This window comes from Enterobacter sp. 148H3 (assembly GCF_034107425.1).
Classification (GTDB): domain Bacteria; phylum Pseudomonadota; class Gammaproteobacteria; order Enterobacterales; family Enterobacteriaceae; genus Enterobacter; species Enterobacter vonholyi.
Window position 1 is genome coordinate 1 of sequence record NZ_JAWNEI010000050.1, and the last position, 889, is coordinate 889.

The window sequence follows — 889 nt, forward strand, 5'->3', positions numbered from 1 at the left end:
GGCGTGCGCAGCTCGGTGATGGCGAGAAAAAGCCGCCCCTGCCCGTTTTTCAGCGTGCCGGTGCGGTACAGGCCGCGCGCTTCAGTCCCCGCCGGGATAAGGGTCACGGCATTGCTGGCGCTGTAAACGTCCTCGCTGATAAGACACTTGAAACGCCCGCCCACGTCCGAAACGAAGCGCTGCATCATCGCGCAGGGGATATGTCTGTCGGACGGAATATACAAATCCGGATCGAGACCGAGCAGCTTCACGCCGGTGATGCGCGCCAGCCCGTTATCCTGCGCCTGTCCTGCTGGCGTCGCAGAGCCCGGCGCGGACGCGCTGCCCGCTGACGGTGCGTTACTGCCTGTCGTGCGTTTAGGGGCGCTGGTTGTACTCACCGTGCCGCTTTCTGCCAGGGCGCTGACCTTGTCAAACGTTACGGGGGCCTGCGATTCGGGCGGCGACGCGGCGGTATCGTCCGGTTCTGTCTTCTCCTGCCCGGCGCTGTCTTTCAGCTGCCCCAGCGGGTTCAGATCCCGTCCGATGTTCTGGCGTTCGCGGGCAGGGGAGGTGGTTTGCGCTTCCGGTTCACGGCTGGCGCGCGACGCGCTGCCGTCTCCCTTCAGTTTCCCCATCAGATAATCCCCGCCGGTGGCGATAATGACCAGCAATACCAGGCTGATAACGGCCAGCACGAGCGTGCGGTGGCTGCGTCGCTTCGCGTGCTGCACCACCTGCGGCTGTCCGGGCTGCACCGCGCCTGCGGCGGGTTTGTCGCCGTCAATCTCTGCCCGCGCCCGCTCGCGTGCTTCCGCCTCCAGTTCGGCGGCGGTTTTAATGTCTTCCTGTTCGTTCATCATTTGCTCTCCAGTTTCACGTCCGGTGAGACGGTGCTGCCGTTCGCCAC

1 protein-coding gene is annotated in these 889 nt (G+C 64.8%); it reads right to left on the reverse strand.

All coding sequences use genetic code 11. The annotated features are described in order from the left end of the window. Positions 1-842, reverse strand: an 842-nt coding sequence (locus USH94_RS22460) for a TrbI/VirB10 family protein (protein ID WP_320731356.1), incomplete at its 3' end; no start/stop codon positions are given. Positions 843-889 lie beyond the last annotated feature (47 nt).